Annotated in this window: 22 protein-coding genes and 1 pseudogene; 14 read left to right on the top strand and 9 right to left on the bottom strand. The window is 46.2% G+C overall.

Features of this window, described 5'->3' with window-relative positions; genetic code table 11:
* Window positions 1–694: 694 nt before the first annotated feature.
* Window positions 695–1303 carry a glutathione S-transferase family protein gene (locus UNITIG_RS03995; RefSeq protein WP_101757227.1) on the bottom strand — a complete coding sequence of 203 codons (609 nt, stop codon included), beginning with the start codon at window positions 1301–1303 and terminating at the stop codon, window positions 695–697.
* A gap of 86 nt (window positions 1304–1389) precedes the next feature.
* On the opposite strand from UNITIG_RS03995, the gene UNITIG_RS03990 reads away from it, so the two are divergent.
* A complete protein-coding gene (locus tag UNITIG_RS03990; RefSeq protein ID WP_200821183.1) occupies window positions 1390–2175 on the top strand; it encodes a YafY family protein in 786 nt (261 codons plus the stop codon).
* A 70-nt stretch (window positions 2176–2245) separates the two neighbouring features.
* On the opposite strand, the gene UNITIG_RS03985 is transcribed toward UNITIG_RS03990, so the two are convergent.
* On the bottom strand, window positions 2246–3106 hold the full coding sequence (locus tag UNITIG_RS03985) for an ion transporter (RefSeq protein ID WP_235015257.1): 861 nt from the start codon (window positions 3104–3106) through the stop codon (window positions 2246–2248).
* 288 nt (window positions 3107–3394) lie between these two features.
* On the opposite strand from UNITIG_RS03985, the gene UNITIG_RS03980 reads away from it, so the two are divergent.
* The 3 genes from UNITIG_RS03980 to UNITIG_RS03970 all read left to right on the top strand — a co-directional run bounded on the left by UNITIG_RS03980 (window position 3395) and on the right by UNITIG_RS03970 (window position 7268).
* Window positions 3395–4978 carry a serine/threonine-protein kinase gene (locus UNITIG_RS03980; protein ID WP_101757226.1) on the top strand — a complete coding sequence of 528 codons (1584 nt, stop codon included), beginning with the start codon at window positions 3395–3397 and terminating at the stop codon, window positions 4976–4978.
* Between the two features lie 37 nt (window positions 4979–5015).
* Entirely contained in the window at window positions 5016–5369 is a 354-nt protein-coding gene (locus UNITIG_RS03975; RefSeq protein WP_101757225.1) for an FHA domain-containing protein, read from the top strand.
* 612 nt (window positions 5370–5981) lie between these two features.
* Window positions 5982–7268 carry a triacylglycerol lipase gene (locus UNITIG_RS03970; RefSeq protein WP_101757224.1) on the top strand — a complete coding sequence of 429 codons (1287 nt, stop codon included), beginning with the start codon at window positions 5982–5984 and terminating at the stop codon, window positions 7266–7268.
* A 152-nt stretch (window positions 7269–7420) separates the two neighbouring features.
* Here the strand turns inward: UNITIG_RS03970 and UNITIG_RS03965 are convergent, their stop codons facing one another.
* From UNITIG_RS03965 to UNITIG_RS03945, 5 genes and pseudogenes are all read right to left on the bottom strand, one after another.
* On the bottom strand, window positions 7421–7894 hold the full coding sequence (locus tag UNITIG_RS03965; RefSeq protein WP_101757223.1) for an NYN domain-containing protein: 474 nt from the start codon (window positions 7892–7894) through the stop codon (window positions 7421–7423).
* A gap of 13 nt (window positions 7895–7907) precedes the next feature.
* Window positions 7908–9325, bottom strand: a pseudogene (locus tag UNITIG_RS03960) (DEAD/DEAH box helicase).
* A gap of 112 nt (window positions 9326–9437) precedes the next feature.
* The gene (locus UNITIG_RS03955) at window positions 9438–10964 is read right to left on the bottom strand and encodes a hypothetical protein (RefSeq protein WP_101757222.1); all 1527 of its coding nucleotides are present in this window, start codon (window positions 10962–10964) and stop codon (window positions 9438–9440) included.
* 52 nt (window positions 10965–11016) lie between these two features.
* A complete protein-coding gene (locus UNITIG_RS03950; RefSeq protein WP_101757221.1) occupies window positions 11017–13131 on the bottom strand; it encodes a TonB-dependent receptor in 2115 nt (704 codons plus the stop codon).
* Between the two features lie 130 nt (window positions 13132–13261).
* Entirely contained in the window at window positions 13262–13858 is a 597-nt protein-coding gene (locus UNITIG_RS03945; RefSeq protein ID WP_101757220.1) for a TetR/AcrR family transcriptional regulator, read from the bottom strand.
* A 231-nt stretch (window positions 13859–14089) separates the two neighbouring features.
* Here UNITIG_RS03945 and UNITIG_RS03940 point away from each other — a divergent pair, with 231 nt between their 5' ends.
* The 4 genes from UNITIG_RS03940 to UNITIG_RS03925 are packed head-to-tail and all read left to right on the top strand — an operon-like array spanning window position 14090 to window position 18462.
* Window positions 14090–15238, top strand: coding sequence for a sulfotransferase (locus UNITIG_RS03940; RefSeq protein ID WP_101757219.1), 1149 nt, complete (start codon window positions 14090–14092; stop codon window positions 15236–15238).
* Window positions 15239–15244: 6 nt separating this feature from the next.
* A complete protein-coding gene (locus UNITIG_RS03935) occupies window positions 15245–16636 on the top strand; it encodes a hypothetical protein (protein ID WP_101757218.1) in 1392 nt (463 codons plus the stop codon).
* Between the two features lie 40 nt (window positions 16637–16676).
* On the top strand, window positions 16677–17582 hold the full coding sequence (locus tag UNITIG_RS03930) for an NAD(P)-dependent oxidoreductase (protein ID WP_101757217.1): 906 nt from the start codon (window positions 16677–16679) through the stop codon (window positions 17580–17582).
* A 40-nt stretch (window positions 17583–17622) separates the two neighbouring features.
* Window positions 17623–18462: an SDR family NAD(P)-dependent oxidoreductase gene (locus tag UNITIG_RS03925; protein WP_101757216.1), complete on the top strand. Its 840-nt coding sequence runs from the start codon at window positions 17623–17625 to the stop codon at window positions 18460–18462.
* A 29-nt stretch (window positions 18463–18491) separates the two neighbouring features.
* Here UNITIG_RS03925 and UNITIG_RS03920 read toward each other — a convergent pair whose 3' ends face one another.
* The gene (locus UNITIG_RS03920) at window positions 18492–19142 is read right to left on the bottom strand and encodes a TetR/AcrR family transcriptional regulator (RefSeq protein ID WP_101757215.1); all 651 of its coding nucleotides are present in this window, start codon (window positions 19140–19142) and stop codon (window positions 18492–18494) included.
* 222 nt (window positions 19143–19364) lie between these two features.
* Between UNITIG_RS03920 and UNITIG_RS03915 the strand changes: the two genes are divergently transcribed.
* From UNITIG_RS03915 to UNITIG_RS03905, 3 genes are all read left to right on the top strand, one after another.
* Entirely contained in the window at window positions 19365–20165 is an 801-nt protein-coding gene (locus UNITIG_RS03915; protein ID WP_101757214.1) for a hypothetical protein, read from the top strand.
* 26 nt (window positions 20166–20191) lie between these two features.
* Entirely contained in the window at window positions 20192–20971 is a 780-nt protein-coding gene (locus tag UNITIG_RS03910) for an SDR family oxidoreductase (RefSeq protein WP_101757213.1), read from the top strand.
* A 317-nt stretch (window positions 20972–21288) separates the two neighbouring features.
* On the top strand, window positions 21289–21924 hold the full coding sequence (locus UNITIG_RS03905; protein WP_159931077.1) for a PhnD/SsuA/transferrin family substrate-binding protein: 636 nt from the start codon (window positions 21289–21291) through the stop codon (window positions 21922–21924).
* Window positions 21925–21954: 30 nt separating this feature from the next.
* Here UNITIG_RS03905 and nfi read toward each other — a convergent pair whose 3' ends face one another.
* The gene (gene nfi / locus UNITIG_RS03900) at window positions 21955–22647 is read right to left on the bottom strand and encodes a deoxyribonuclease V (RefSeq protein ID WP_101757211.1); all 693 of its coding nucleotides are present in this window, start codon (window positions 22645–22647) and stop codon (window positions 21955–21957) included.
* A gap of 143 nt (window positions 22648–22790) precedes the next feature.
* On the opposite strand from nfi, the gene UNITIG_RS03895 reads away from it, so the two are divergent.
* The 3 genes from UNITIG_RS03895 (at window position 22791) to UNITIG_RS03885 (ending at window position 26838) form a co-directional block, all read left to right on the top strand.
* Window positions 22791–24725: an NAD(P)/FAD-dependent oxidoreductase gene (locus UNITIG_RS03895; RefSeq protein WP_101757210.1), complete on the top strand. Its 1935-nt coding sequence runs from the start codon at window positions 22791–22793 to the stop codon at window positions 24723–24725.
* A gap of 118 nt (window positions 24726–24843) precedes the next feature.
* The gene (hisC, locus tag UNITIG_RS03890; protein ID WP_101757209.1) at window positions 24844–25944 is read left to right on the top strand and encodes a histidinol-phosphate transaminase; all 1101 of its coding nucleotides are present in this window, start codon (window positions 24844–24846) and stop codon (window positions 25942–25944) included.
* On the top strand, window positions 25945–26838 hold the full coding sequence (locus UNITIG_RS03885) for a prephenate dehydrogenase/arogenate dehydrogenase family protein (protein WP_101757208.1): 894 nt from the start codon (window positions 25945–25947) through the stop codon (window positions 26836–26838).
* The last annotated feature ends 14 nt before the right edge of the window (window positions 26839–26852 follow it).

The following is a 26852-nucleotide window of genomic DNA, read 5'->3' as shown; positions in this document are numbered from 1 at the left end:
GCAATATTAATTACAAGGTGGACGTGTGTTAAAACATGTCTGCTTTCTTCAATCATTGAATCGCTTTTTAGTCCGCTTTGCACGTTAGCGAAGAATGTGGTTTCTTGGGCTTCTGGTCGCTAGGTGACCCGCTACTGACATGGCGGCACATAGCTAATATCGGACTATCTCATCGCGGCACGATCCGGGGTCGGACCAATAATTTTACGTTGTTTGTAAAATTTTGCTCCCCCGTTAGAAACCGTTGGCACGATGTTGTTTCGAAGTATCTGCCAGAATGGCACGTTGATAAATCGGAGTGACCTGAAAAAGGTTTCATTTAGGGAAATTGTGCCAACGGTTTCTGTCAGGGGTCAGAGCCACTTTTGTAAACAGCACAAAAGTGGGTCCGACCCCGCACTGTGCCATGGCAAGTATTATTTCTATCCGACCTCGTACCAACGTCTCTAATTGGCACATTTCGTCAATAGTAAATTTCAGCTTCACCTAAATAAAAGATTCGCTCTCAATCTGAAAGCAGACCGTTCACCTATAAGATTTAAAATCTAAAGCTGTTGATATGCGCCAAACGTGGATATCTGATTTTGTAACGCTTACCCCTACAACTGTATTTATCCCACCACTGAGCTGCTTGGTTATGGTTACATCTATTCAGCCGCAGCAATGTATGTGTCATGTTATCTGATAATAGTTACTACTCTTCTCCAATTACTTTGATGAGTGCTCCATGCGTCTCCCGATAAAACGGCCGTTCCCGGATGCGCGCTACATAGGCGGCAACCTTAGGCGATGCATCGATCAAATTCGAAACCATTGAGAAGTCCAACAAACCGCCAAAAACAACGTCGGCAGCGGTAAATTTTTCGCCAAGCGCCCAGCCAGTTTCGGGAGTCATGGCTTCTACCGTTGACAATACGCGAGGCAAGTCTCCCCATCCTGCCGACTTGGGATCGGGGTGCTCTATTCCTGCAGCTGCGAGTGAGAGTGCCGGCTCAATTGTGTTACCTGCGATAAACAGATAACGATAATAGGCCGCACGTTCAATAGAGCCTATTTCAGGTGCAAGCCCCTTTTCCGGAAACTTGTCAGCGAGGTATGCACAGATAGCAGCCACTTCCGTGACCACTACTCCGCCATCCACAAGCACAGGTAATTTTTCCATAGGGTTGATTTTTCGAAGGGCCGACAGATTATTATCGTCAACGGTAAAGTCGATGATGATTTGTTGGTGCTGAGCCCCGAGTTCTTTGAGCATCCAGTCAGTGGTAATGCCTCTGCTTATTGGATTGAAATAATGCTTCATGTTTATAGTTCCTCGTAGCCCTATGGCGAAGTAGAAAGATGTATTGATCGCTATGGGTAACTTCCAATTAGTGTGGAATATTCTCCATGGATATGAAGCATATAGTTATTTATGCCGTTATATGGCATATTAAATTGATGATAGATACCAGTTTTGAACAACGTACTGAGCGGCGTAACCGCCTCATTGGCCTGCTTCGATCTGAGGAGCACTGGAAGACCTCGGACTTACGCGAGAACCTTGGCATCAGCCAACGTACCTTGATGCGTGAACTGGCGGAGCTTAGGCGTGCCGGTTATCCCATTGAGTCGGACAGGGGGCGCGGGGGAGGTGTTCGTCTAAGTGGTAGATGGGGAATTGAACGCCTGAATTTAAACCATCAGGAGGTTGTTGAATTGATACTCTCAATAGCGATTATGGAGTCCCTGCAATCACCATTGCTCACTAGCAATCTGAAAGCTATTAAGCAGAAGCTTTTCCAGGCCTTCCCTCAAAAACAGCGGAGCGCTGTCAGTAATATCCGTAAACGGATAATGATTGGCGACAATGCAAATGCAAATCTAATGTCTCATTACACGGCACCCGCACCGCGCATTTCCGAAAGCATAGCGCAATCATTTTTACAGCGGAATTGCCTGGAGATCGAATATCAATCCGAGGCAGGGGAGCGAACCCTTCGTGTGATTGAAGCACAGTATATACTGCTGAATTGGCCTATATGGTACATCATAGCCTGGGATCACCTTCGGTTGTCATCCCGGGTATTCCGTATAGACCGAATTATGAATGCTCGTATTAATGAACGCAGTTTCCAGCTTCGTCCCAAACAGTTGTTCACTGATATTTACACTCCGTTTTATCAAACTATTTAGGAATAAACCTTCTAAAATGATTAAGCTCCGCTGCTGAAATATGAATTATACCGGCGTTTAGAGTGACTGCTTAAGGCTTTTTAGTTTGTTCGCGTAATAGCTGCTGGATGTCGCTAATTTGGCTTTGTATCTGGTCAATTTTCAGTGCCATATTTTCCCGCTCCAGATGTGCTTGCGCTTCTGTTTCGCTGTTATGTTCTGCCGTCATCACATCAAGGATGGCACCTACCATCATGTTCAAAAATACAAAGGCAGTAAGGAAAATAAAGCTGAGATAGAAAACCCAGCTCAAGGGGTATACCGTCATGGTTTCATACATGACGTCGGTCCAGTCTTCGAAGGTAGCTATTCGAAATAAGGTCAGCATGGAGATAGAGACATCACCCCATAGGTCCTGATTTATATCAGTAAAAAACAGCGAACCGATGGCGGCGTAAATATAAAAAATAATAAACATCAGTAGGGCGATATAGCCCATTTGTGGAATGGCTTTAAGTAGTGCGTTAATGAGCGAGCGTAGCTCCGGTATTGCCGAAACCAACCTGAGAACCCGGAACACCCGCAGTAAACGACCAATTAAAATAGCCTCTGAATTGCCGATGGGTAGTAGGCTGCCGATAACAATTAAGGTATCGAATAGATTCCAACCATCTGCCAGAAAGCGTTTGCGGTTTGGATGGGCACTGAACCGCAATAGAATTTCAGCTAGAAAGAATAAGGTAATGGCGAAATCCAGCGCAGAAAGCAATTGGCTAAATAGCGGCGGCAAGTCATAGGTTTTAGCGCCTATGGCAATAGCGGACAAGACGATAATAAAAATAACGCTGGATTGAAACAGCTGACTACGTTCTATCTTTTGCAGTAGTGAGGCGGCTGAATTTGAATGTGGGTCAGGCATGTGGTCTGGTAATTGGGCCGATGGAGCTGACATCGAAAATTAATCTCCGGGTATTTGTTGGGTGGTTGCTGTTAGTGTGTTTCTGCCGCGCAATCTTCTATGAAAAGCCGGGTGTCGGCAATACTTATTCTGATTACCGGGGTTGATTGGGACAGGGTTAGGTCTGTCAGCAGGGCTTGTTGTGAACTGTTTCCGGGACAAGGGTCAGACTGCCAAAATAATTGCGTAGCAGCTCACAGTTCTAGCGCGTTTTACGCTCAATGCCTAGCCCATGCCTTATAGTGTAGTGATGTTACTAAAAGAGTTTTACTGTACCTCTTGATGACTACGCTTAAAGCCTTCCATTCACAATTGCTCAGCTTGCCAGTGTTAGTGCTGCTGTTGGGTTTATTGCTGATGTATATTCCCGCACTGCCTGCCGATATCGCCTGGCTGGATTTGGTATTGCAAAGCTTTGCTGGCGGTGCGCATGCTGCCCAAACCTCAACCCAGCTCTCGCTACAAATTACGTGGTATCCGGCGGTTGAACAGTTGGTGTGGACCGTCGTCATAATTTTCATGGTGTTGGTGTTACCCCGCCTTCAGGTTATTCCCTCTATATTACTTACATTCTTACTTGCATTACTCATTACGGTTATCCAGGTGTTGGTGTTGATGAAGGAAAACCTTTGGTTTCCCTTCGGTGTCCCCTTACAATTTTTGTTGGTGATGGCACCGCTATTGATTTTGATTTTTTGGCGGCAGCATTGCTGGGGGCGGTTAACCGCTGAACGCGATATGGCATTGATTGAATTGTCCCGGCAAAGTATGCATCAGGGGCAGTTAGGGGCAGCGTTTGAATATTTACAGCGCTGTAAGCCCTCTGGTGATTTAGCAGAAGTCGGCTATAAGTTGGCTCAGCTACAGGAGCAGCGTCGCTTGTATGATGAAGCGTCAACGACCTATCAATGGTTAATGGGCTTTGCGAAAAAATATAAAGATGTTGCCAAGCGCGCGCGAGCTATTACTCAGCCGAATGTGCAAGCAGTTGACCCGTATGCGGCCACTCAGTCTTTAGCCACAACTCCCGATCTATCGATTGCAACGACCTTGGGCCGTTATGAAATAGAGCGCGAGTTAGGTCGTGGCGCGATGGGTATCGTTTATCTAGGTAGAGATCCTAAAATCTCCCGCCAGGTTGCGGTAAAAACGCTGAGTTATAGTTTGTTTCCAGAGGCAGACCTGCACGATATCAAAGCGCGATTTTTTCGCGAGGCTGAAGCAGCAGGGCGTTTATCTCACCCCAATATTGTGGCGATACACGACGTAGGCGAAGAGCCTGATTTGTCCTTTATCGCGATGGACTTTGTCAGCGGCCAGTCTTTGGATTGTTTTAATAAACCTGACACGTTATTACCGGTAGCAGATGTGTATCGCATTATTGCTCAAGTCGCTGAAGCGCTGGATTATGCGCATCGCCAAAACATTGTCCATCGTGATATCAAACCCGGTAACTTACTGTATAACCGCCAGGAAAAAATCGTTAAGGTTGCCGATTTTGGTATTGCACGAATTATCGATGACTCAAGAACTAAGACGGGCGATATTTTAGGTAGCCCGGTGTATATGTCGCCCGAGCAACTGAAAGGAATAAAAGTGGAAGGGGTGTCAGATATCTATAGTTTGGGCGTGACTCTCTATCAACTATTAACCGGCGAAGTGCCTTTCACTGGCGATAGTATAGCTAACCTGGCTTATCACATTTTGAATAAGCGTTATCAATCCGTGCGTGATATCAGGTCTGAATTACCGGCCAGCGCCGTACGCATTGTTAATAAGGCGATGGCGCGTGATCCAAAAAAACGGTATCAGTCAGCGGCATTGATGGCACAGGCGTTACACACAGCGATTAAAAAAGATTTTTAAATTGGGTACCAGTAATAAGTGTTAGGAGTAATAGATTATGGCCTATTTAGCGCAAGTGATTGATGATGTAGTGGTTAGTAAATTTCCTTTGGATAGACCCAAAACCACTATCGGGCGCAGACCCGAAAGTAGTATTCAAATCAATGACACCGCGGTGAGCGGTGAACATGCTGTAATTACGGTGGAAAAAAGTCAGTATCTGGATGGAGCCGTAGATATTTTTTTACAGGACCTTGGTAGTACCAATGGTTGCTTTATCAACGATCAACCGGTTAAAGGCAAGGTGCGCTTGGCAGATAAGGATGTGGTACGTGTGGCCTGGAATAAATTTCAATTATTACAAGCCAGTGTAGAAGACCTTGAAGGTACTGCTCACATATTGGATTTATAGTTATAGTGTGTTGAGCTGGCGCGAGGTAGCTATTGCGATATGTCGTACAATCAACCACGTTATACTTGCTTTAATAGCTAGCAGAAGAACGACCAACCCGGCGGTCCTAATTTTACCAGAATGTTCCACGCGTCGAACGCTACTAAACTTTAAGTGTTGTTGAGTATAGATGCCTGATAACACCTTTTCCCTTTTCGAAAACACTCATAAATACCGTTTCTTGTATGAGCAGCTGCCAGGGTGTTAGATCTGCTCGATGTGTCGTTGTTTGTTCGGCGCTTTGGTCGGTAGCCTCGAACTCATTGCGGCATAGTGCTCGCTATAATAGTGAGAATCCGGTGCTAAACGATCTATCGTAAGCAAAAGATAAGCCGCTGTTTTGGTTGGCGTCTTGGCGGGAGGTGTTTGGTGGTGGTAGTATCCAACAGTGATATAACTACAATTTTCGGGTGCGTATTCATGTTTGAAGTCATCACGTTATTGGGTTGAGCTGTTTTCATGATGAGTAGTTCAAGTGCGTTTACACAACGAATCGTCCCAATATATAGCAATCACGATGCTAGTTTGTCTGATTGCAATCGTATTAAGCGATAATTTTAAGAGAAATAATGTATGACTAATCAGCCGAGCTTTATACCAACCAATCATTCTCAATCAGCCCTATCACCTCAGCGGCTTTTGCTTATATGGTTAACTGCTGCCGTGCTGATTTTTACCTCGGGGTGTTCACTCTACGACACCAAAGTACAGCTCGACTCGATACAAAAAACGCTTAGCCAGCTTACTGGTGAAATTGTAAACAAGTCCGGCGTCAGTGGCCCTGTGTACGCAGTGCTGCTGGAGGAATTAGACTTGCAGATCGGATGGAGAGAAGAAGTCCTGACGGATCAGGAAGGTCGATACGCCCTTAGTACCCTAACAGGTAAATTCTATGTCGGCGCCTTTATTGATGCGAATAGTGATGGCAAATATCAGCAAGATGAGCCAGCAGCCATCGTGCAGGATGATAATGGTCTTCCCCTGCGCTATGACATCACTGAGCAGTCGCAGCACAGTGTACCAACTTTGGTTGTCTCCTCACGACTAAATAAAGCCTACGGTCGCGACGTAGTTGATATCACCGGCGCGCCCTATGCCAATATCGGCAAGCCAATCTCACTGAACGACCCTGTTTTTGCTGAAGCCAATCTTAGTATGGGCATGTGGAAGCCTCTCGACTTTCTTGAGCAGGTTGGTGGTGGATTGTTTTTTCTTGAACCTTACAGTAAAACCAAAACACCGATTATATTCGTGCACGGTATTAATGGAGCGCCGACTAACTTTACCGATATTGTCGCGGGTTTGGATAGAAATAAATTTCAGCCGTGGGTACTTTATTACCCTAGCGGTCTGAGGCTGGATATTGTTAGCGATTATCTTATTAATGCTGTCGCTAGGCTGGAGGCTGATTATCATTTTAAAGAATTTCACGTTGTTGCTCATAGTATGGGCGGTTTAGTGACTCGCTCTTTTGTTAAAAAATATGCGAGCAAAAAACGTCCGGCCCAGTTGAGTTTGGTGGTTACTATCAATAGTCCGTTACACGGGATGGAAAGTGCAGCGATGGGCGTAAAAACCTCTCCCATAATTGTTCCCTCCTGGATTGATGTCGCAGCCGACAGTGCTTTTGTTAAAGATTTACACGTTTGGAAATGGCCGGCCAATATCCCCTACCAGCTGATATTTTCGTATGGTGGCGGTGATGGGTCAGATGGGGTGGTGCCGTTGGATAGTCAATTATCTTATTCATTGCAGCGCGAAGCTCAACGTATTTATGGTTTTAATGATGGTCATGTAACGGCGTTGAGCAACAAAGATTTGATAGAAACGCTAAACTCGATACTGCAAAAAAATAATTAAGGGCGCTGCTAATTGTGTTGATTCAAAGGTTGGCTGAGTATCTGTAGCTAGATTTATGTTTTGCTTTTACTCTTGGTTGTGGCTAGCAATACAGGAAACTTTATGTGCAGACTACAGATAAATTTTCTTACACCTAAGTGTATGGTCAGTCGTTATAGCAAAAACTTTTCATCAATCGGGTGATAGACATTAGCAGAATCAATTAAAGTATTGGCGGTCAGCTGCGGTACGCCATAAACCTCCGTAGTGACGTTATCATCCCGTTTAATTTTTTCCAGCAATAAATCAAAGTCACCATCGCCAGAAAGTAAAATCACAGTATCAACTTTTTTGGCTACATCCAGCACATCAATGGCGATACCTACATCCCAATCACCCTTGGCAGAACCATCGCTACGCTGTATATAGGGCTTGAGTTTGACGGTAAAGCCAATCTGTTTCAGCGCATTTTGAAATTTAAGTTGCTGGTCGTCGCCACGATGAATGGCGTAAGCGTTGGCGGTAACAATCACGCCTTGCTGGCTGATCTTTTGCCAGAAAGCGCGATAATTAAATTGCCGCTGATAGGCTTGCCGGGTGGTGTAGTAAATATTTTGTACATCAACAAACACGGCAATTTTTTTCATAGGGCTTTATCTACTAACGGTTGCCATTAACCTGGCGTTGGCCACCGCCGGCTTTGGGGTTGTTCCCCCGATTGGCATTTGCAGTGTTGGCCGTGCTTTTATTGGGGCGTCTGCGTTGTTGTGCCGGTTTGCCGTCGCTGTTAGCGGTGTTGCTGTTAGCACCGAAGTGTCTTTTGTTTTTGCCGGTAGGTTTGTGGCCGCGGGCATTGTCTGCTGAGCGCTGGCCATCACTGTGTCCGGTTTTAGATTTTTTCGGGCGTTTGGTTTTTGGTGGCCGCAGTCGCGACACAGGTAAAGCATTGACCGGCTCAAAACCGCTGACAATTTCCCGTTCAATGATTTCCTGAGTGAGCTGTTCAATGTCTGACAAATGTTGGAATTCATCATTAGTCACTAGTGATATCGCATGACCAGTAGCACCTGCACGGCCGGTGCGGCCAATACGGTGGACATAATCTTCAGGAATATTAGGCAAGTCGAAATTAACCACCTGTGGAAGCTGGTCGATATCCAGGCCGCGGGCTGCAATATCGGTAGCTACCAATACCTGAATTTCATTGCTTTTAAATTCAGCCAGCGCGCGGGTGCGTGCTCCCTGACTTTTATTACCGTGTATCGCTGCTGCTGAAATACCGCGCTCTTCCAATTGCTTGGTAAGTTTATTGGCGCCGTGCTTGGTGCGGCTGAAAACTAAAACCTGTGACCACTGTTGTTCTTTGATTAAATGAATCAGCAGTTTGGCTTTTTGATTTTTGTCTACCGGATGAATAAGTTGCACCACGCTTTTAACGGTTGAGTTAGGCGGGGTAACAGAAATTTCTATCGGATTGTTGACCAGCCCTTTGGCCAGGTCGCGGATATCGTCAGAAAAGGTGGCAGAAAATAATAGGTTTTGGCGTTGCTTGGGTAGTACCGCTAATATTTTTTTGATGTCGCGGATAAAGCCCATATCCAGCATACGGTCGGCTTCATCCAGAACTAACATTTCCAGTTGTTTGAAATTAACCGCGTTTTGATTGTACAGATCTAACAGACGACCCGGAGTGGCGACAAGAACATCAACCCCTCTGCGCAGTTTGATCATTTGAGGATTAATTTTTACCCCGCCAAATACTACCGCTGAGCGCAAGGGTAAATACTTACCGTAGGTTTCGACGCTTTCAGCTACTTGCGCTGCTAATTCACGGGTAGGTGTTAATACTAAGACGCGGGCTTGGTTGGCTTTGGCGGGTTCACCTTTTAGAAGCATTTCAAGAATGGGTAAAGTGAAGCCGGCAGTTTTGCCGGTGCCGGTTTGCGCGGCTGCCATTACATCGTTGCCAGCCAAGACGGCGGGTATTGCCTGCGCTTGAATGGGGGAGGGGTTGTATAACCCTGTTCTTTAATGGCTTTAAGGATGGGGGCCGATAGGCCGAGTGAGTCAAAACTCATAGAGTGTCTCTTGCTGGTGTTTGGAAAAAATGAGAGGTGCCGAACTGGCAGGCGCGCAGCTTACAGCAAGCGGCGCTGAATAGGTACTATTATTTGTGTGGCTATTGTATCGCTAGCGTTTGGTTTTGAGTTTTATGCCTAAGTAAGCCAGTGCCGCCAGCGAGAGTAGGAATGCAATCACTAAGCCGTCCTTGGCTTCACGGCCAATTAAGGGGATCAGGAAATTCCATTTATGCATCATCGAGAATGACAGCTGCTCATACCGCTGCGGGTTCTGCATGTGTTCGATCAGCATCCCCGTGGCTGGATCAATAAAGAAGCGATCGCCGTTGGCGTTATTGACAGTAATTTGCCAGACAGGTAGCCGCTTGTTACGGAAATCATAGCTCGGTCCGAAATGGGTGAGTAGCTTCAATTCAAGATCGTCAGCGTTGCTGACACCGATATAGCTCATGGCTTTTTCGGTGATGAGTTGCTCGTCATTGATGGCGGTATGTGTCCCTTTGGTCAGATCGAGAATGATGGCATTACGTTCGACCGCTTTGCCTGCAAAGCGTTGATTTCTGATGCTGTTGTCAGTATCAGCATCATTATTATGATGTTGATGTGGCGCAAAAGTGACACTGCCTTGCTGGTTAGCTACGCTGGCGCGTAATAATAAATTGCCCTGATGAGGGATTAAAGTCAGGCTGTTAAGCATAACCTCGTCGAGATCAAATTGCGGCGCAGGGTTAATGTTAGCCAGCGTTGCCGGCGGCATTGTATCGACTAAATGCATACCAATCCGCGCTTCACCGTATTCGCTTTGCAATAAGTGATAAAGCGCGCTGATGATTAAGCCAATAAACGGTAATGCTAGTATCCATGCCAATTTCCTATGTATGGACTGTGAGCGCTGTTTAAACTGGCGGCGTTTGATAAGCAGCAACATGACACTGCCACCAAGGCTAACCGTTAGCAGGCTAATCAATAGCGTGGCGACAATAGTGATACGCAGTATCGGGTAGTCGTTTAACCATGACCAGGTGTGCAGCAATTGAAATGTAGTTTGCAGCGCATTTTTCCAATCATTATTGATGGCTGCCAAGGCATTGGTTTCAGTGTGCACAAATACGGTTAGATGATCGGCGGTATCGTATTCCACTTTGTAGACCGGTAATAAGCGGTTAACGGAAGGGTATTGCATGGAAAACGTATCGATAAAAGTGACGGCGGTGATATCTGCAGTTTGTCCGGTGTAATACTGGGCTAACCAAACCGCTTGTCGGTAATCAAAGTCGGTAATTTTCTCTGCTGTTGCGTCAATGGGGTAGTAGTCTCTTGGTTGCAGATTGTTACGGGTGATTTGCAGCAAAGGACCTAGTTCGGTAGGGACAATTTTACCAATACCCAGCGGTTGCTTGTTAGATGATTGCTGGCTGAGGTGTTGGGTGAGCTTAACGATGGTGGCAATATTTTGATTTGAAATAGTAGTGCTGGGTGGAAAGTGTTTGCTTGATTGCGGTCCGGTCCATACCATAATTGGATGAGTCAGCGCTGAGATAATAAACAGGCTCAGCGCAACAATGGCCAGCCAAGCCAGACTTATATGCAAGTTTCTAGAAATACGAATCGTTTGGGCCTTAACACCATTTAGCATTGCGCGTACCTGTAGTTATGATCGAGAGCCATCATTGGGAGCTATGATTGAGTTAAAACGTGTACCTGAAACCGCCGTAGATTGATCGAGGCTGGCCAGGACGATAACTGATGTCCGGGTCGCCGACCTGATTGGAGGTATAGGTTGAGTACAATTCATCACTGATATTTTGAACGCGAGCATACAATTCAAAAGCGTCGGTGATTTGATAATTGGCGCGCAGGTTATACAAGTCATGACCGTCGTATTTTTCTGTATTGCTGTTGTCGGTGTAGTACTCACCTAAATGCTCCCATTCAATTTCTATACGCAGTGCAGGTAGGGCTGAAGGAACATAGGCCAGAGTAAAGTTACCAATGGTCTCTGGTGCCAAAGCTATATCGTTGCCACTCACGTCAACGTTTGTAGATGGAAAACAGCAGGTGTAGGAGAATTTTTCATATTGCTGCTCGGTTATAGTCAGTGCCAGAGCGTAGCTGAACTCTTCGGTAATCGCGCCGCTTAAACTGATTTCAATTCCCTTGTGTTCAGTTTCTCCAGCGTTATAAACATTGCGTTCAAAACCGTTTACTACACTGACAATATCGTCTTCAATTTGCATCAGATAAACCGCAACTTCATAAAATAACCAGGAAGTAGCTTCACCGCGTACGCCAATTTCGTAGCTGTCGGAAGTTATCGGTTCAAGCTCGTCAGTATTCAAGGTGCTGCCCGAACGGAATAGTGTGCCGACAGAAGGAATAGAAAATGCCTGACGGTAGTTAATGTAGGCAGCGTGGTTATCATTGGCTTGATACACAAGGCCTAACTTGGGGCTAAATTCTTCAAAGGTCGTCTTTTGGTCTTCGGGGCGCAAATGGCTAACGGGTCGGCCAAGTTGCGGGATAAAGACTCTGCTAGGGGTGGTGTTGTCCAGATTGTCTTCGTAATTAATGTCGAAGTTATCGTAGCGAACACCCAGTGAAGCCACTAGTTTTTCGGTTAGCTGAACTTCAAGGTGAACATAGGGTGAGATTGAGGTTTGCTCGGCATCATAGTCGTAGTTGCTATTACCTAGCGGGCTATAGCCCGTATAAATATCGCCGACTTGAGTGTGGTCGATGGCACCTTCTTGATACTCGGACGGTGTGTAATCAACATCCAGGCCTAAAATCCACAGGGTTTTATCGCTGGTGTTAATACGGTACTTGGTCAGTAAACCGTAGGATTGAAAGCTGCTTTCTCTTTCGTTGGGATCATAGGTCACCATCCATGAGGGCGACATTGTCATAGTGTTATCACGCAGGTAAGGAGTTAACGTGAGCAGTTCTTTGTCATTTAATTCCCAGGAAAACTCAGAAGACACTCGTAGGGCTTCTACTTCACGGAAAGCGGTATCGCCGTGGAATGTGTTTTTGGCGTCATCATTTTTGTAGTCAAATTCCTCAAGGCTGGATACGCCGCTTTGATCTACTTCGGTGTAGGAAAACAGGGTTTTAATGGCGAGTTTTTCATTAACAGCAACATCCCAGCGGCCGGTAATGGATTCGCGGCTGTAATCGGCTTCGTCGCTATAGCCTTTGTTATCAGTAACATTCAAATTAATGACAAAACCGTGTTTGCCCTGTGTAGTGCCGGCTGATAGCAGGGCGCGTTTCCAATCGTCTGACCCAGCTTCAAGGTTAAGCATAACTTCAGTTTCTGACGGTGGTATGCGGCTAATAGAGTTAATGATGCCGCCAATGGCATCGCTGCCGTAGAGTGCTGGTCCTGGGCCCTTGGTGACTTCCAGCTGCCCGCTTTGGGGGATATTCACTTCATATAATGAGTTGTGGTTGAAAAAACCGGTAGGGCGAATCGGTACACCGTCTTCCAGGTAAAGATAAACGCCACGAGTGGTAATCGGTTGACGAATAGAGGTCATATGGCCTTCGCCACCGAGGTTGTTCACGTGCACACCGGCAGCGCGATTTAAGATCTCACTGGGGTGTGAGGGGGAAACGGCATCAATCGTTTCGCGATCAAAGGATTGGATGGATTCGGGGATATCCATTTTACGACGCGCTTCCCGGGTAGCCGTCACAACAACTGTTTCCAGTTTTGAAATGTTTGCAGATTTTGACTCAGCTAAAGCGCTTGGAATAGCAATAGATGTGAATAGCAAGGTTGGAAGTAGGTAATGACGCATGCTGCCCCTTGAGGTAAACGTTATAGGGCCAGGCCCTGATGAAAAGTGGTCGCATTATATAGAGCGGGAATTGATGAGGGGATGCGACATGATGTCGCAGCGTAGTGCCAGGTTTTTCGGGTAAGGGAAGTTAGTTTGCAGGCTTGAGTAAATAGCTGAGCAGTAGGGTTAGTAATTCCTGCTTAAAAGTCTCGTCGTTGAGTCGCTCCGGTTGTTCCTTTATGGCCTGTTGTAAATTTCCTGCCAAGCTGGCACGGGCAATAAAGCTGATGGTTTCCAAATCTCCGTCCCGTAGGCGTTGACTATGGCTCTTCAAAAACTGCGGAAACCATTCCGACCAGGAGGGGTTGGCTAATGATTGGGTCAAGTCATCCAGTCGTTGGTGGATATCAAAACTTTCTTTATAGGCGAGATAAAAAGCAGGGCTCATTTGGTAGAGTTTACTGAGTTGTGTGGTTTCAATATCAATAATGGCAGCAAGGGTTTTTTCTAAAGAGTCCTGGGATAGTTGTGCCAATTCAGTAAAGCGGCGCCGTGTTTGCTCGGCGCTCTGGCTAACTTCCTGCTCGTAGATGCTAGCTAGCACTGCTTCTTTATTAGGGAAGTATTGATAGAGTGAGGCGATGTTGATGCCAGCGACATCGGCGATACGCTGGGTGGTTAATGTCGCGTGCCCTTCTTCATGCAATATTTTTAAGCACGCTTCATGGATGGCATCTACCAACAATTGCGAGCGAGATTGTTTGGGTGTTTTGCGTGGTTTGGGGGGGTGGTTTTGTTGTTATTCAGGCTCATGATGCAAAAATATAAGTATTATGGAATGTTGCTTGGGGTTATTGTAAAAGTTCTTTTAAATCAATTGGTTATATTTATAAGTAAACATATAAATGCCAGTTGTGGTAGCTTGATACAGTGGTTATGTTATCAGCCCCGACCCAAAAAAGGTGAAAAGCGTTAGATGTATTTTGATTTTGATTATTACTGGCAAGTAGTGCGCCATGTTTGGGGTTTAAAAGGATGGCGTGGCAGAAATAACATGCTGCTGCGTTTACTGGTGATTACGCCCGTGCTGTTGGTGATTAATAGTCTGTGTTTTTTATTGGACTATGTACTCTTTCCCGCGCTGTGGCGGCAGCAAGTTCGGCAGCCGGTATTTATTGTGGGGCATGCGCGCAGTGGCACGACATTGATGCACCGCTTGATGACGGCCGATGGCGATAAGTTTAGTTACTTTTTGTACTGGGAAATGTTTTTCCCGTCACTGCTACAAAAGAAAATTATTCGTGGTCTGGGGTGGATAGATCAGCAGTTACTGGGCGGGCCGATTAAGCGCGCGCTAGTGCGTTGGGATAATAAAACTTTCGGGCCTTACCGACATATGCATCACATGAGTTTATGGAATTCTGAGGAAGACCAGTTTGCCATGCAAGCCGCTTTTGTGACCCAGCAGTGGTCGCTGGATATTCCGCTAATGGACAAGTTGGATATTTTTCATGTCGATCAAATGCTACATAAACGCCAGCGCTGGTTGCGGCACTATAAAGAACTCGTTAAACGTCAGCTGTTATTAAATGGCGGTGATAAGATCCATTTGAGTAAAAACCCGGTAATGAGCGGTTGGGTGGAGTCTATTATCGAAACCTTTCCCGATGCCCGTATTGTGGTCATGATGCGTGACCCTAAACAGTGTATACCCTCAGTATTAAAATTGGTTGAAAGTACCTGGAAGGGCAAGCGTTGGAGCAAAGCGCAATACCAGTTATCACTGGATGCTTTGCAAGCGATCTCCTTTGACACCTTTAAGTTGCCACGTAAAGTATTGGCAGATCATCCGCAAACACCACAGTGTGTGGTGGATTACCGACAGCTAACCAGTGACCCGAAGAGCTGTGTTGAATCGGTCTATGCCGCGCTCAATATTGAACTGTCTGCAAGTTTTGATCGCTATTTAACAGCGCAGGCAGAAAAAGAAAAATCCCACCACTCCAAATTTGAATACAGTCTGGGTGAATACGATTTGGATGAACAATTAATAGAGCAGGAATTGGCGGAGTTCTACCCGATTTATCAGTGGCCCCGCGAACACGAAACCGTTGACGAGGAATAATAGATTATGACTGCATCAATAGAGACTGGATCAATAGAACAAAGCAAAGCTGAACTCAAAGCGTCTTTCGATAATATGATTGCCATGTTTCAGCAGGCGCGCGACGCCATCGACCAGCCGGAATTGTTCCCGGTGCCAGCCAATGATAGAAATTTGGCTGAAGGCTATCGTTATGTCTTGGGGTTTATTTTAAATGGCATTGAGCGCGCTTTAGGGGATCCGTTATACCCGCGTTTTCGGCGCGCGATTCAGCCGATGAATCGCTCTACTATTGATAATGCCGATGCGGTGTATTTAACCGCAGAGATAGACGGCAATCACCGTTATTGGCTGCGGGGTAAAGCCGCAGATAGTCGTCACTGGCGTGGGGAACCTGCGGTAGCGGGTAGAAAAGCGCCGCAATATGTCATCTTTGAATTGTCCAGTGGATATGCCGGCGATAGTGGCCAGTTATCAGAAATGAAACCCGGCACAAGAATTAATACCAGTACTCTGGATAGTTCCGCAATAGCAGTGGATGAAGAGGGTTGTTTTGAAATTTTGATTGCCCCGGAAAAGCCGGAGGACTACCACGGTAATTTTATGTTGAGCAAAAAGGAAAGCCGCGGCAAGGAGTTTGTCGGTTGCTTTTTGACTTGCCGTGAATTGTTTCATGATTGGGAAAATGAAGACTTGCTGGATTTGGAAATACTGCGCATTGGTGCTGAGCGTGAACCGCGGCCGCCATTGGATACTAAAGGCGCGATGGCAATGATGGATAAGGTCGGTAAGGTAGCGCGCAACCATGTGCATTTTTGGAATGCGTTTAATACCATTACGCTGGAAACTTACGGCAAAGTCGCGGGAGGAATTAATAGCGGTGATCCCGATGCCAAGCCATTTATGCCCACTAATGATATGAACCCGCCTAACGCCTTGGGTATAGCGACTGGCGGCGGTCAAAGTACCAATATATATGCTGGTGGTGTGTATTTGTTAGCAGACGATGAAGCCCTGGTGCTGGAATCTAAAGTGCCGATTGAGCCCGCTTTTATGGGGTTTCATCTGGCAAATTTATGGGGAGAGTCTTTGGATTTTGAAAGCTATCAGTCCAACCTGAATAGTTTTTTAATGGAATCAACTGGCGATGATGTTTACCGTTGGGTCGTGGCACATCGTGACCCTGGTGTGGCTAATTGGATAGATACTACTGGCTTACCTCACGGCTATATGAGCATGCGCTGGACCTATACTGAACAACCCGTAAAAGAGTTATGGCCCAGTTTAACGGTGAAAAAAATCAGCTTCGATGAAATCACAGAGCACTTTCCCCATGCCGGAAAAGTCGCTGCTGAACAGCGGGCCGCAACGATGTTAATGCGTCACAAGCATGTGCAGAGACGTTATCGTCAGTATTAAGTCGGTTGATACTAATTGAAACAAATAACAGGAAAGAATTATGAAAGTATTAGTAGTCGGTGGTTCAGGATTAATTGGTGGTGACGCGGCCTTGTATCTACACAGTCAGGGGCATAACGTGACTATTATGGCGCGAAAAAAACCGGTAGCGCCATCCCTTGCCGCACTTGATTTTTTAGCGGGAGATTATATCCATGATGACTTCAGTCAGGGGCAGTTACAGGGTTTTGATTGGCTGGTGTTTTCAGCAGCGGCAGATATTCGCAACTTACCCTACGATGGCTCAGTCACTGCTGAGGATTTTTATCGAGCGGCTAATGATGAGGCGGTGCCACGATTTTTTAAGTGGTCGCGCGATGCGGGTATTCAGTCAGCAGTTTACATTGGAACATTTTACCCGCAGGTGGCGCCGGAAAAAATTGGCGAGTGTCCCTATGTAACCTCTAGGCATCATACTGATGAGCGCGTTAGAGCTTTATCCACGGATAGCTTTAGGGTGTGCAGTTTGAATGCCCCGTTTGTGCTTGGTTATATTGAGGGGTTAGAGGTGCCGCATCTGGCCGCCATGGTGCAGTATGTGAAAGGTAATATCCCGGAGCTACCGTTGTTTTCACCGCGCGGTGGCACCAATCATATCAGTTCAAAAGCTATTGCTGTTGCGGTACTGAATGCCTTGAAACGCGGCGAATCCGGTAAGGCGTATTTGATTGGCGATGAAAACATTAGCTGGAAAGAGTATCTGGAAATGTGGTGTGCGGCGGCAGGTAACCCCTGTGAACTTGAGGTGAAAGATGATGATCATCCTATGCTGCCCAATGCCATTATGTTTGCCGGGGCCGGCGTAACAGTGAGTTATGAAATAGACGATAACACCCAGTCGGTACTGGATTATCCGCGCCAGCAAATCCGCACATTAATTAGCGAAGTGGTTGCGGCAAATAGTTAACCAATAATTATGTTATATCAACTAACGAGAAGGAGAGGATATGGGTGAGTTAACCGGCAAGGTGGCGTTAATTACTGGCGCCAGTCGAGGTATAGGGCGCGCTATAGCCTATCGATTTGCCGCTGAGGGTGCTGCTGTTATTGCAGTCGCTTCGTGTTTAGATCAGCATGGTGACTTGGAAGGTACGTTAGAGCAAACGGTGGCTGCTATTGTTGCGGCGGGAGGAAAGTCTGCAGCAATGGTTTGCGATTTAACCGATACCCAAGCGCGCTCCGATTTGCTGGCGCGGGCGAATGACTTATTTGGGCCTGTGACTATTTTGGTTAACAATGCGGCCGGTTCAAAAATGTTGCCGCCGAGTATGGTGACCACCAAGCAGCGTAATTTTATGTTTGATTTAAATGTCAATGTCCCTATTGAGTTAAGTCAGCAAGCGCTGGCAGGCATGAAGCAACAAGGACAAGGTTGGATCTTGAATATTAGCAGCCGCACGGCCGAGCAGCCGGAGCCTCCCTATCCTGATTCTCCCATGGCCGCTCATGCTATTGGTGCCTATGGCGCTACTAAAGCCGCGCTGAATCGCTATACCGAAGCCTTGGCACATGAATTAGCCAACGATAATATTTTTATTAATGCGATGGCGCCTAATAATATTGTGATGACGCCGGGAGCAGCATATATTCGTGATATTGCCGAGCGTCGGCCGGACATGGTGGAGCCGCTGGAAATGATGGCAGAAGCGGCTTTGGCTCTGTGTACCGGAGCGCATATAGGGCAAGTGGTTTATAGCCGAAATATTGTTCACCAAACCGGGCGCAAAGTAAAAAGTTTGGATGGCAACACGATAATCGGCGATGCATTGATGGCGGCAGAATTATAAAACCTTATCGGACTGGGGTGAGTCCTGAGTTAGTTACCTTCCTTGTCGTGTTCCAAACTGGCAAAGGTGGCAAAGAAAAGTTGTTTAGTGGCTGCTTTCGCCTGATTGACTTGCCGTTTACTCATCCCTTTGTTGATGGCATCGTGTACCAGCCATTGCGCCGCAACTAATAAGGCAATCAATAATTCTTTAGATAATGTTTCCCCGTGTTTTTCGGTGCACCACCGCTGCATTCGTTTTGCCGTTTTATTATAAGCATGTTGAATAACCTGTTGCGCGTAGGAATTAGGTAGCGCTGATTCAACAAATAAAAATTGTGCTACTTTGTGCTGTTGCAAAATCGCATCAATAGTAGTGTCACAGGCTTGTGCCAGCCATGCTTCATTACTGTAATCCAGATCCCAACCATTAAGTACATGTTCAATATGATCGTTAACCGCTGTTTGATAGAGCTTGTTGATAAGTGTTTCTTTATCGGTAAAGCAGCGGTAATAGGTGTCTCTGGAAATACCTGCCTTCTTACAGATATCGGAAACAGACACTGCATTCACTCCGCGCTCGCTGAATAAATCGATAGCAGCGCCGGTAATGTTGTTTTGTTGCTCACCCAGCCCCGGACGAATTTTTTTTGCAGCTTTAGCTGGGGGTTGTGAGCGTCTATTTGTTGTTGGTTTATTCATAGTTAAATCATGAGCTTAGATTTTATTGTGCGTTTTCAGTGGATTCTGTTAACCAATAATTCATTTTCATTACTTGACAATAAGCTGACATAGCTGTCAGATTAGCATGCCGGTCAAAAATGTCCATCTAAACATTGATTAAGGTATTGCAAGGTTTAATTCAGTATTAACTTGTGCATAGCCAAGGCTGCAGTATGACAACAATTAAAGGAGTTATTCCCAATGAATAGCCAAACAACACTATCCAGCATGCCCTCGTTATTGGATTGGGCTCCCGTTAATTCGCAGGGCGTTAATATTCGTCGTCGCGCTTATATTGCTTCCGGGATAATGATCCCTGGTGCTTTTTGTATCGCCTGGAGCTTAATTTTATTGGGCATCATTAATCCGATGCCTGCAGATAAATATGTTTCTATCAGTTTGTTTATTGGCTACTGGGCAGCACTATTTGCCTTTGTGGATAATAAAGGAGAACAGCGCACATGGACCGCCAAGTGGCATGAGTTTTTAGTCGTGTGGTTAATTACCAGTGGTGGTGCCCAGTTGGGTTGGGAGTTGCCAGCGGTATACATGAAAACTGCGTATCTTTATCCATTGGGAGCAGAGCTAAAACCGGATGAGTTATTGTTATGGCCCTGGTGGTTATATTCCGTTGCTGATACTCGTTATATGCGCCCGCATGAAGCACAGTTGGCGCATGAGGCATTACTAGCGCACAGTGGCTTCTTCGAAATTCTCGCGGCGTATTGGCTGTCGAAAGGTCGCCATTATAAAACTGCGTTGGGGATGGCTATTCTTGCCAACTGGGGCGCTTTTTATGGCAATACCTCAGTGATTTATTTAGGTGAAATTCTAGTAGATTTTAGAAATTTAGCGGATGGTAGCTGGGGTTTTTGGCTGAAATGGGTGGGCTTAAATTTACAGTGGTCGGTATTAAGCCCTGCTGCGGCGATAGGTGGTATTTGGTTATTGGTGCAACGGGTACGAGCAGAAACAGCCGCTGAAATAAATGGCAATGGTTAATCTTATTAGTAATAAGTGGTGAGTAAGTGAAGAATCAATATGCATTGGTCACTGGGGCGACTTCCGGGATTGGCCTGGAGTTTGCGAAACAGTTAGCAGCTCGAGGCTATAACATTATTGCCGTGGCGCGAAGGCAGCAGCAGTTACAAGCAGTGGTTGATGAATTGCCTGGTAGCAGTCATCAATATTGTGTGGCGGATTTAGGGCGAGCAGAAGGTGTTGAGGCTGTTGTTAAGTTGATGGCGGCACAGCATGTTCAGCTGTTGATCAATAACGCGGGCTACAGCGTGTTGGAGCCGTTTTATCAATCGGATTTATCGGTGCAGCAAGATATTCTCAATGTTAATTGTACGGCGGTAATGACCTTGGCGCATACATTTTTAAGGCAAGCGCAGACTGGTGATGCATTAATTAATTTAGCATCAGTGGTTTCTTATTTGCCGACTCCGGCTCAGCCTATGTACAGCGCCAGTAAGGCATTTATTTCTGCATTGTCAGAATGTTTATGGGATGAGCATAAGGGAAGAGGCGTTTATGTGATGGGTTTATGCCCCGGTGTGACGAAAACGGCGTTTATTTTACGCGCGACGGGTGGCGAGTCAGATGGTCAAACGTTGCCTGAGATGCTAATACAAACCACGGAACAGGTTGTTCAGGAAGCTTTAAGCGCTTTGGATAAGCGCAAGAAGTCGATCGTCATTACCGGCTGGGTTAATAGAATGATGATGCTAATGCCTCGTGTGTTAAGTCGACATCGACTGATAAAAGTGCTGTCGGTAATAGGCAACCCGGACAATGCGCTTTAAAAAAATTAGTTAACTGTGCTTAGTGTTTTCTACAAGTTTCCTCCGGGTTCATTACTAGTATTTTCTACCTTTTCCGGGGATATGTGTTTAAACTTGGGTCATCTAATAACTAATATCCGTTTTTTTGTTCAATGCTGAAACCTGCTTTCGTCCCTTCCATTGTATTATCTTGCTTGCTGATATTTTCTTCGGTCACATTCAGTAATGAGTGTGAGAGTGGGCTGCGCTTTGTTGCTTCTGCAATTAAACGGAGTGATGACTATCTGTTAGTGTTAGATCCTTTTGTGAGTGTTTTAGCAGCGCCTTCAAGTAGCGAGGTGTTATTTGTCGATAGCTGGGCATCGTCACTCGAAGCCTTAAAAACTAATCGCGCAGATTTGAGTTTTATTCCCCAGTCAATGCTCATGCGTACGCAGGAAAACCCGAAGCTTAGAGTTGTTGCTAATATTCCGGGTGTCGATGTGATGATTTACACTAAAAAGGATTCAAAGCTCGCAAGCATCGATCAGCTTACGGACAAAAAAGTTGCTGCGGTGTTAGATTCTACTGGTCAGTTGATGGGTGCCAATGCGCTTAAGAAGCTAGGAATATTAACTAATGTTGAATATTCCTCGTTAGTAAGTCCGATTGACTTATTCGTGGGTTTGTTTCAAAACCGATACGATGCCATTTTTATATCTAGCACGGCGTTCCACTCATTACAGATTTCTTTTCAACAGCGACTAAAGTCGATAGGAAAATTGGGTACGTCTTCAGGTCTTTACCTGTATGCAGGTGAGTGTGTTAATGACTCCCGGCTCGAGTTAATGAAACGCCGTTTATTAACGGATGATCCCGAACCAGGAATTAGTTATTTTTTGGCTCAGTTCGGTTTTGGTAAATTTGCACCCGTGTCGGAGGCAGAGTTGACAAGGGCTATTGCTGCAGCTAAAGATTTATCCTCTGCTAATTAAAATCTGCGTTATTACGCCCTATGTGTACCGTTAGTTATTTTTTAAATAATCGCGGAAGCATTTTTTATTTGATGCTATAGCGTCCGCCCAGCGTGTCGTTTCTGGCAGTTTATATTGTTTACAGCACGCCAGTACTACGTCAATAGCGGTCGCTAAACAAATGTTATTTCCTGCAGAAATATAGATGGGCAGCGTTTTGTCGCGACTGCACAGCGCCGCACCAATGGTTTGGCCTTTATCGATAAGCGGTTGCCAATCTCCCTTGCTACGTCCTACCGCATGATGTTTTCCGATCAGCCGGCTTTTACCAACGCCAATAGTCGGGAGGCCGGTTATAAGTCCTAAATGGCTGGCAATACCCAGTCGGCGAGGGTGAGCAATGCCCTGACCGTCACAGAGGATAATATTAGGTGATTGTTGTAATTTTTCCATGGCATCAAGGAGTGCGGGGCATTCACGAAAAGATAAATATCCTGGAATATAAGGCATTATCGTTGGCCGTTTGGCTATCTGGTATTCAACTATTTCCAGTTCCGGAAAAGTTAAAACCACCACTGCTGCCCGGGTGACGCCAAAATTATCTTCAAAACCGATATCAGTGCCGGCTACAAAACGCAGCTGATTCACATCATCGTGCAAACTAATCTTGGCTGCCAGTTCATTTTGGATGGCTTTAGCCTCGGTTAGGGTCACATCCCAAGAGTGCAATTGTTGTATTTTCATTTCTTATGTTGCCATTTATATCGGCTTACCATTTTCCTTAATGCTGTATTAAGAAAATATAATCTCTTTCTGAGAGTAGATTGGCTACTATGAGCGCTCATTAAAAATACACTATACAAGCGCTGTTAACAGGAAAATTAGCCATGAGTCAAAAAGTTAACCCTGCCGGAATTCCATTCACCGATGATGATGCCACTATCGAGGCAGCACTGTCTGAAGCCAGTGTCCCGACGTTGTTGTTGACCATGATTCATATGACTGGCGATGCCAGTATTTTGCAGGGAAGTTTAAGGCCCGCCGGTGTGTATTTAAATGAATTTCAGGGGTTTATGTCACCAGAGGATCAAACTGCTGTTCGGGCCCAGGCATTAGAAGTTATTAAAGCGTACCGTGATGGTGGCTGTCAGCTACCGCCACCACCGAGTAAAGCCACTATTCATGAAATGATGAAATTTTTGGTGGTAGAGGACGTTGCTGAAGAATACGTTCCGATGTTGTTGGAAGAGTTGGAGTTGGATGGCGAGGATCGGCGTGAAGTTAACATCAATGCAACAGTCGAGTGTAAGCAGCAATTTCCGGTAGTGGTTATTGGTGGAGGTATGTCAGGTGTATTGGCTGCAATTCGGCTAGAGGAGGCGGGTATCCCTTATACGGTTATTGAAAAAAACCCGGCGGTTGGCGGTACCTGGTATGAAAACACGTATCCCGGTGCGCGGGTCGATGTCGGTAACCATTTTTATTGCTACTCATTTGAACCGGGGCACGAGTGGAGTCAATTTTTTTCACGACAACCGGAATTGCAGACCTATTTTCAAAATTGCGCAGAAAAATACGGTGTGTTGAAGCATTTTCGATTTAATACCGAGGTAGTTTCAGCGCGTTATAGCGACAGTAGTCAGCGCTGGTCGATCACCATCCGGTTACAGGATGGCAGTACTGAAATGTTGGATGCGGCGGCGGTGATTAGTGCAGTAGGGCAGCTTAATCGACCCAATTTTCCTGATATTGCCGGCATGGATACGTTTGCGGGGCCGTCATTTCATTCTGCGCAGTGGCGTCATGATGTGGATTTAAGCGGTAAGAAAGTGGCAGTGCTTGGGAGCGGTGCCAGTGCGTTCCAGTTGGTGCCGGAGATAGCCAAAGACGTTGAGCATTTGACTGTGTTTCAACGAACGCCGCCCTGGATGTTTGAAAATCCCAGTTACCATGATGCAGTAGGCGAAGGAAAAAAATGGTGTCTAAAGCATTTGCCCTATTACGCACGCTGGTTTCGATTTTTAATTTTCTGGCCTGCTTGTGATGGCGCCTGGCCAACAATTACCGTTGACCCTGAATGGCCTAATCAGGACCGCTCTATCAATGAGATAAACGATATTATCCGCGATACGTTTACCCAATATATTGCCGCGCAGGTTGGTGATGATGAGGACTTATTGGCCAAGGTAATTCCCGACTATGCCCCGCTGGGGAAGCGAACGCTTCAGGACAATGGCAGTTGGCTGGCAGCTCTGAAGCGGGACAATGTAGACCTGGTTAACGAGGCAGTAGCTACGGTGAATGCACAGGGCCTGATTACCGAGAGCGGTGATCAATACGATGTCGATGTAATCATCTACGCCTCGGGTTTTAAAGGTAATCAGTTTTTGTGGCCAATGGAGATTACCGGCAAAAATGGTGTTTCTTTACAGCAGCAGTGGGGGGAAGACGCTGAGGCGTATCTCGGTATCACGGTGCCTAACTTCCCTAATTTCTTTTGTCTCTTTGGGCCAGGCACGAATTTGGCCTTCGGTGGCAGTTTGATCCAAAACTCAGAGTGCGAAATGCGCTATATCATGGGATGCTTGAAGGCGGTGCTGGAGTCGGGGAGTAGCTCGATTGAATGCAAGCAGTCGGTGTGCGATGACTATAATCGTCGCTTGCGAGAAATACACGCTACCATGGTGTGGGAGCATCCATCCATTAAGCGCAGTTTTTATCAGAACTCGAAAGGACATGCCACACTGCTGTCGCCATGGAAAATATTGGATTTCTGGCGCTGGACGCAGCAACCAGATTTGGCGGAGTTTGAAGTACGGTAGTTGGAACCTGAGTTGTGTGAAGGGTCGTTCCTTGTCTTGTTAGTCGCTCTCGTTCTTATCGTGAGATTCGTTTACAATGCCCAGCTTTTGTTCTGGGTTATTAGACGGAGAGTGCTGAGTGAGCTGCGACTACATCGCGTTGGCCAATCAAGGGGTACAGGGTTTAAGCGCCTATCAGGCGGGTAAGCCTATCGAAGAGTTGCAGCGCGAGCTGGGGCTTGAGCATATTGTAAAACTAGCCAGCAATGAAAATCCTCTGGGGCCCAGCGCCAAGGTGTTAGCTGCCATTGGAAAAGCAGCAGCTGATATTGTGCGTTACCCCGATAGCAATGGTTTTGAATTAAAAGCGGCGCTGGCAGATCGGCTGGCGGTGGCCAGTCAGCAAATTACGTTGGGCAATGGTTCCAATGATGTGCTGGACTTAATTGCCCGCGCGTATCTTGAACCTGGTAAATCAGCCGTCTTCTCCCAGCATGCTTTTGTCGTTTATCCATTGGCAGTAAAAGCCTGCGGTGCTCGTGCCATTGTCACTAAAGCCAAAGACTGGGGCCACGATTTAAATGCCATGGTGGATGCCATTGCAGATGATACCCGCGTAGTATTTATCGCCAATCCTAATAATCCGACCGGTACCCTGTTAAGTGAAGCTGCCATAGTAGACTTTTTGGATAAGGTACCGACTAACGTTATTGTGGTGTTGGATGAAGCTTATTTTGAATACACCAATAGTGCTGACGATGGCACCGATGGTATTGCGCTGCTCAAGTATTATCCCAATTTAGTGGTGACACGGACTTTTTCCAAAGCCTATGGCTTGGCAGCGTTAAGAGTGGGATACGCTGTGGCATCTGCAGAAATTACCGATGTGTTGAATCGTGTTAGAGCGCCTTTTAATGTAAATTCGCTGGCACTGGCTGCGGCAACAGCAGTGCTGGCCGATAGCGATTATCTGGAACGGGGTCGGCAGGTTAACCGCGAAGGTATGCAACAGCTGACTTCGGGTGTGAAGGCATTGGGTTTGCGCTTTATTCCATCGGCGGGCAATTTTCTGGCGGTAGAATTTAAAACAGACACTGGCAAGCTTTATCAGGATTTATTAAAACAAGGGGTGATTGTTCGCCCGGTGGGTGTTTATGAAATGCCTAATCACTTGCGGGTTTCGATTGGTTTGCAGCAAGAAAATGCAGCGTTTCTCTCCGCCTTGGAAAAAGTGTTATAGATGAAAATTCAACGGATCACAATTTTAGCGCTGGGCCTGATTGGTGGCTCACTAGCAAAAGCATTAAAAACACGTGGCTTTGATGGCGAAATTGTAGCTTGGGGGCGTCGTGAAGCGTCCTTGGCTAAAGGTTTAGAGTTGGGGTTAATTGATCGCTATAGCCTGGATTTAACTGAGGCTATAGCGGGTGCCGATGTGATCGTGGTAGCAACCCCTACGCTGATTGCAGCCGATATGATTAAGCAGCTGGCTCCATTAGTGAATGACCAGGTTATTATTACTGACGTTGCTAGTGTTAAAGGCAATTTGCTCACCGCAGCCAAGCAAGCGTTCGGAAAAGTCCCGGCTAATTTGGTATTGGGTCATCCGATTGCAGGTTCTGAAAAAAGTGGCGTTGAAGCAGCAAAAGCCGATTTGTATGTGAATCATCGGGTGATCCTTACCCCCACCGATGAAACCAATCCTCGAGCCTTGCAGGCGATTAAGGCGATGTGGGAATTAACCGGCGCTGAAGTGGTGGAGATGCCAGTGGCAGAGCATGATGAAGTGCTGGCCGCCACCAGTCACTTACCTCATGTGTTAGCTTACACTTTGGTAGATGCACTTGCCGGGAGTCCTGAGCAGCAAAATATTTTTCGCTTTGCGGCGGGAGGCTTTCGCGATTTTACCCGTATCGCTTCCAGTGACCCCACCATGTGGAAAGATATCGCTTTAGCTAATAGTGATGCAATTTTAAAGACGATAGATTTATTTTCAGCGCAGTTGTCGATATTGCGCAGTGCGATCGAAACTAAGGACAGCGAGAATATTATGGCGAGTTTTACCCGCGCGAAGTCTGCTCGGGATAAGTTTGCACTGATGTTGGAAAAACAAAGTAAAGATGCAAGCGAGTAATTTATTTTTTACGA

It is taken from the genome of Oceanicoccus sp. KOV_DT_Chl, from assembly GCF_900120175.1.
Taxonomy (GTDB): Bacteria; Pseudomonadota; Gammaproteobacteria; order Pseudomonadales; family Dasaniaceae; genus Oceanicoccus.
The sequence above is the reverse complement of the archived record's forward strand: the minus strand, read 5'-3'. Positions and strand labels throughout refer to the sequence as shown.

What these genes read in the sequence shown, in the direction of transcription:
- UNITIG_RS03940 (WP_101757219.1), top strand. Translation starts at nt 14,090, where the DNA reads ATGTATTTTGATTTTGATTATTACTGGCAAGTAGTGCGCCATGTTTGG.
- UNITIG_RS03985 (WP_235015257.1), bottom strand. Translation starts at nt 3,106, where the DNA reads ATGTCAGCTCCATCGGCCCAATTACCAGACCACATGCCTGACCCACAT.
- UNITIG_RS03990 (WP_200821183.1), top strand. Translation starts at nt 1,390, where the DNA reads ATGGATATGAAGCATATAGTTATTTATGCCGTTATATGGCATATTAAA.
- UNITIG_RS03935 (WP_101757218.1), top strand. Translation starts at nt 15,245, where the DNA reads ATGACTGCATCAATAGAGACTGGATCAATAGAACAAAGCAAAGCTGAA.
- UNITIG_RS03970 (WP_101757224.1), top strand. Translation starts at nt 5,982, where the DNA reads ATGACTAATCAGCCGAGCTTTATACCAACCAATCATTCTCAATCAGCC.
- UNITIG_RS03955 (WP_101757222.1), bottom strand. Translation starts at nt 10,964, where the DNA reads ATGCTAAATGGTGTTAAGGCCCAAACGATTCGTATTTCTAGAAACTTG.
- nfi (WP_101757211.1), bottom strand. Translation starts at nt 22,647, where the DNA reads ATGAAAATACAACAATTGCACTCTTGGGATGTGACCCTAACCGAGGCT.
- UNITIG_RS03950 (WP_101757221.1), bottom strand. Translation starts at nt 13,131, where the DNA reads ATGCGTCATTACCTACTTCCAACCTTGCTATTCACATCTATTGCTATT.
- UNITIG_RS03995 (WP_101757227.1), bottom strand. Translation starts at nt 1,303, where the DNA reads ATGAAGCATTATTTCAATCCAATAAGCAGAGGCATTACCACTGACTGG.
- UNITIG_RS03975 (WP_101757225.1), top strand. Translation starts at nt 5,016, where the DNA reads ATGGCCTATTTAGCGCAAGTGATTGATGATGTAGTGGTTAGTAAATTT.
- UNITIG_RS03895 (WP_101757210.1), top strand. Translation starts at nt 22,791, where the DNA reads ATGAGTCAAAAAGTTAACCCTGCCGGAATTCCATTCACCGATGATGAT.
- UNITIG_RS03965 (WP_101757223.1), bottom strand. Translation starts at nt 7,894, where the DNA reads ATGAAAAAAATTGCCGTGTTTGTTGATGTACAAAATATTTACTACACC.
- UNITIG_RS03980 (WP_101757226.1), top strand. Translation starts at nt 3,395, where the DNA reads ATGACTACGCTTAAAGCCTTCCATTCACAATTGCTCAGCTTGCCAGTG.
- UNITIG_RS03920 (WP_101757215.1), bottom strand. Translation starts at nt 19,142, where the DNA reads ATGAATAAACCAACAACAAATAGACGCTCACAACCCCCAGCTAAAGCT.
- UNITIG_RS03915 (WP_101757214.1), top strand. Translation starts at nt 19,365, where the DNA reads ATGAATAGCCAAACAACACTATCCAGCATGCCCTCGTTATTGGATTGG.
- UNITIG_RS03930 (WP_101757217.1), top strand. Translation starts at nt 16,677, where the DNA reads ATGAAAGTATTAGTAGTCGGTGGTTCAGGATTAATTGGTGGTGACGCG.
- UNITIG_RS03885 (WP_101757208.1), top strand. Translation starts at nt 25,945, where the DNA reads ATGAAAATTCAACGGATCACAATTTTAGCGCTGGGCCTGATTGGTGGC.
- UNITIG_RS03925 (WP_101757216.1), top strand. Translation starts at nt 17,623, where the DNA reads ATGGGTGAGTTAACCGGCAAGGTGGCGTTAATTACTGGCGCCAGTCGA.